This is a genomic window from Streptomyces sp. NPDC055078, from assembly GCF_053607985.1.
The window spans coordinates 1-3,621 of sequence record NZ_JBSGUP010000768.1 but is presented as its reverse complement, the minus strand read 5'-3'; the positions used below and the strand labels follow the sequence as shown (position 1 = coordinate 3,621).

General features: G+C 69.6%; 2 protein-coding genes. Both read left to right on the top strand.

Features of this window, described 5'->3' with window-relative positions; translation table 11 throughout:
• Window positions 1-209 precede the first annotated feature (209 nt).
• A complete protein-coding gene (locus ACWF94_RS36340) occupies window positions 210-998 on the top strand; it encodes an ABC transporter ATP-binding protein (protein ID WP_453498797.1) in 789 nt (262 codons plus the stop codon).
• A complete protein-coding gene (locus tag ACWF94_RS36335; RefSeq protein WP_453498794.1) occupies window positions 995-3,571 on the top strand; it encodes an ABC transporter permease in 2,577 nt (858 codons plus the stop codon). Before ACWF94_RS36340 ends, ACWF94_RS36335 begins: the two co-directional genes overlap by 4 nt.
• Window positions 3,572-3,621: the final 50 nt, after the last annotated feature.

Below are 3,621 nucleotides of genomic sequence, written 5' to 3'. Positions count from 1 at the left end.
GCAGCGCACGGCTGGGCACGGGGGTGCGAGGGGGGCCCGCACCGCCGGGGGGTGGGGAAAACCCCCCTCCCAAGACTGCGCCACGCACCAGCGCGCCGGAGCGCTGCCGCCGACAGACTCGAACCACACGCGGCGACACCGGCCATCAACGCGATCCACCCGACATGGATACACCCGACAACAGGCATACCCGACATAGGAGTCATAAAGTGACAACGGCTGTGACAATTCCCCGCCATGGGGGCACCGGAGGGCGCACGGCCGTCGCCGCGCGCGGACGGCAGGTCGTCAAGGCGTACGGCTCCGGGGAGACCCGGGTCGTCGCGCTCGACGAGGTCGATGTCGACATCGCCCGCGGGCAGTTCACCGCGATCATGGGCCCGTCGGGCTCCGGCAAGTCGACGCTGATGCACTGCCTCGCCGGACTCGACACCGTCACCTCGGGCCAGATCTATCTCGACGACACCGAGATCACCGGGCTGAAGGACAAGAAGCTCACCCAGCTCCGCCGGGACCGGATCGGCTTCATCTTCCAGGCGTTCAATCTGCTGCCGACGCTCAACGCCCTGGAGAACATCACGCTCCCCATGGACATAGCCGGCCGCAAGCCGGACGCCGCCTGGCTGAACCGGGTCGTGGACACCGTCGGTCTCTCCGACCGGCTCAAGCACCGGCCCACCCAGCTCTCCGGCGGCCAGCAGCAGCGGGTCGCCGTGGCCCGCGCGCTCGCCGCCCAGCCCGAGATCATCTTCGGCGACGAGCCGACCGGCAACCTCGACTCCCGCGCGGGCGCCGAAGTCCTCGGCTTTCTGCGCCGCTCCGTCGACGAGCTGGGCCAGACGATCGTCATGGTCACCCATGATCCCGTCGCCGCCTCCTACGCGGACCGGGTCGTCTTCCTGGCCGACGGCCGGATCGTGGACGAGATGTTCCGGCCCACCGCCGACGCCGTACTGGACCGGATGAAGCACTTCGACGCCCGGGGGCGTACGTCGTGAGCGTATTCAAGACCTCCCGGCGCAACTTCCTCGCGCACAAGGGGCGCATGGCGCTCTCGGCGGTGGCGGTGCTGCTGTCCGTGGCCTTCGTGTCGGGGACACTCGTCTTCACCGACACCATGAACACCACCTTCGACAAGCTGTTCGCGATCACCTCGGCCGATGTCACCGTCAGCCCCAAGGAGGCCGAGGAAGAGGACGACGAGTCCCCGGGCACCGGCCGGCCCGAGTCCCTGCCCGCGTCCGTCCTGGAGCGGGTCAAGTCCGCCGAGGGCGTGAAGTTCGCCGAGGGCTCGGTCGCCAGCGCGAGCGTGACCGTCGTCAACGCGAAGAACAAGGACGTGGGTGCCGCGTCCGGCGCCCCGACCATCGCCAGCAGCTGGGCCAAGAACGACGAGCGGGCGCTGAAGATCTCCTCCGGCCGGGCGCCGCGCGGCCCCACCGATGTGATGGTCGACGCGGAGACCGCTGACAAACACGGTCTGAAGATCGGTGACGAACTGCGCGTCATCGCCGTCATCGGCGACTTCAGGGCGAAGATCTCCGGTATCGCCTCCTTCAAGGTGACCAACCCCGGCGCGGCCATCGTCTTCTTCGACACCGCCACCGCACAGCGCGAACTGCTCGGCAGGACCGGCCTGTTCACCAATGTGTCGGTCACCTCGGCCGACGGGGTGAGCGACGAACAGCTCAAGAAGAACCTCGCGACGGCCCTCGGCGGGACCTATGAACTCCAGACCGCCAAGGAGTCCGCCGACGAGAGCCGCAAGGACGTCGGCGAGTTCCTCAATGTGATGAAGTACGCGATGCTCGGCTTCGCCGGAATCGCCCTCCTCGTCGGTGTGTTCCTCATCGTCAACACCTTCTCCATGCTGGTCGCCCAGCGCACCCGCGAGATCGGCCTGATGCGGGCCATCGGCTCCAGCCGCAAGCAGGTCAACCGCTCGGTTCTGATCGAGGCGCTCTTCCTCGGCATCGTCGGCTCCATCGCCGGTGTCGGCGCGGGCGTGGGCCTCGCTGTCGGACTGATGGAACTCATGGGCGGCATGGGCATGAATCTGTCCACCGACGATCTGACCGTGAAGTGGACCACCCCCGCCGTCGGACTCACGCTCGGCATCCTCGTCACCGTCCTCGCCGCCTACGTCCCGGCCCGCCGGGCCGGCAAGGTCTCCCCGATGGCCGCCCTGCGCGACGCCGGAACCCCCGCCGACCGCCGTTCCGGCTGGGTCCGGGCGGTGATCGGCCTCGTCCTCACCGGCGCGGGCACCGCCGCCCTCGTCGCCACCGCCCGGGCCGACAAGGCCCAGGAGGGCTCCATGGTCCTCGCGGGCGGTGTCGTCCTCACCCTCCTCGGCTTCGTCATCATCGGCCCGCTGCTCGCGAGCGTGGTCGTCCGGGCCCTCAGCGCCGTGGTCCTGCGCGGCTTCGGCCCCGTCGGCCGCCTCGCCGAGCGCAACGCCCTGCGCAACCCCCGGCGTACGGGGGCGACCGGTGCCGCCCTGATGATCGGCCTCGCCCTGGTGGCGTGCCTGTCGGTGGTCGGCTCCTCCATGGTCGCCTCGGCGACCCAAGAGCTGGACAAGTCGGTCGGCGCGGACTTCATCGTCGGGTCCCAGACCGGGCAGCCGCTCGTGCCGCAGGCCCACGAGGCCATGAAGAAGGTCGACAGCGTCGACCACATCACCCAGGTCAGGGAGGTGACCGCCAAGATCACCGCCCCCGACGGCGCGACCGCGCGGGAGGGCATCGTCGCCGCCGACCCGACGTACGCACAGGATCTGCGCCGCGAGACCGTCTCCGGCGACCTGTCCGCCGCGTACGGCAAGGACTCGATCTCGGTCGGCGACACCTACGCCAAGAAGCACGGCGTGAAGGTGGGGGACAGCCTCACCGTGGCCTTCACCGGCGGCGCCACCGTCAAACTGACGGTCCGGGCGGTCACCTCCGACGACACCGGCCTCGACCAGGGCGCGAAGTACATCAGCACGGCCACCGCGAAGGACCACATCCCCGCCGGCAAGCTCGCCCAGAACCGGATGCTGCTCGCGTCCGCGAAGGACGGGCAGGAGACGGAGACGTACGCCGCGCTCAAGACCTCACTGGAGGCGTATCCGCAGTACAAGGTGCAGAACCAGAGCGACTACAAGCAGACCCTCAAGGACCAGATCGGCCAGCTCCTCAACATCGTCTACGGTCTGCTCGCGCTCGCCATCATCGTCGCGGTGCTGGGAGTGGTGAACACCCTCGCCCTCTCGGTCGTCGAGCGCACCCGCGAGATCGGCCTGATGCGCGCCATCGGCCTCTCCCGCCGCCAGCTCCGGCGCATGATCCGCCTGGAATCCGTCGTCATCGCCCTCTTCGGCGCACTGCTCGGCCTCGGCCTGGGCATGGGCTGGGGCACCGCCGCCCAGAAGCTCCTCGCCCTGGAGGGGCTGGGGGTCCTGGAGATCCCCTGGCCCACGATCGGCGGCGTGTTCGTGGCATCGGCCTTCGTGGGGCTGCTCGCGGCGCTGGTGCCGGCGTTCAGGGCGGGCCGGATGAATGTGCTGAACGCGATCGCGACGGAGTAGCTCCGGTACCTACGGGGGCGGCTACGGGGGTACGGGGGGCGGCCCCGGGG